The 487-nt window shown below is 69.0% G+C and carries 1 protein-coding gene; it reads right to left on the reverse strand.

Translation table 11 applies throughout. The features are described from left to right. Positions 1-168: 168 nt before the first annotated feature. Positions 169-487, reverse strand: a 319-nt coding sequence (locus BN4575_RS22185; protein WP_218060796.1) for a hypothetical protein, incomplete at its 5' end; no start/stop codon positions are given.

Here is a 487-nt window from a genome sequence, read left to right on the forward strand (position 1 = left end):
CGAGGGCCGAGGCTGCTCCATGTCGAGCAGCCGTGTCGCGGTCACCTCCGTGTCCGTCTCGGCCGCGTCCTTGGACACCACGAACAGCGGCCGCACCACGCGAAGCCGGTAATACGAGGCTCGCCGATAGCCCAGACGCCAGCTGATCTCGGCGCCGATCTGGATCGCCTACTGTGGCAGAGGCGATGGCGTGAGCACGAGCGTCTCGACCGGCAGGTGCTCGGGCAGGATGCGACGGCCATGGGGCGTCATCGTGCGTTGCTTCGCCCCTCGTCTGCCGCCCCCTTGCGGCGAGGAGGGCTCCGAGCTCGCATCCGATGCCGCGAGCCCGAGCAGCGCCTGAGAAAACGGCTCGAACACGAGCTGGATCTGACGCGGGTCGACCCGCTCGCGAGGGGTCTTGGCGTCGTACTTCAGCAGCTCGAGCTGCTGGTGGAGCCACTCCGCGCGGCTCTTGTACTCGTCGCGCTCGGCCGTCATCCGCGCG

Source organism: Aeromonas sp. EERV15 (assembly GCF_900079845.1).
GTDB classification, from domain to species: domain Bacteria; phylum Pseudomonadota; class Gammaproteobacteria; order Enterobacterales; family Aeromonadaceae; genus Aeromonas; species Aeromonas sobria.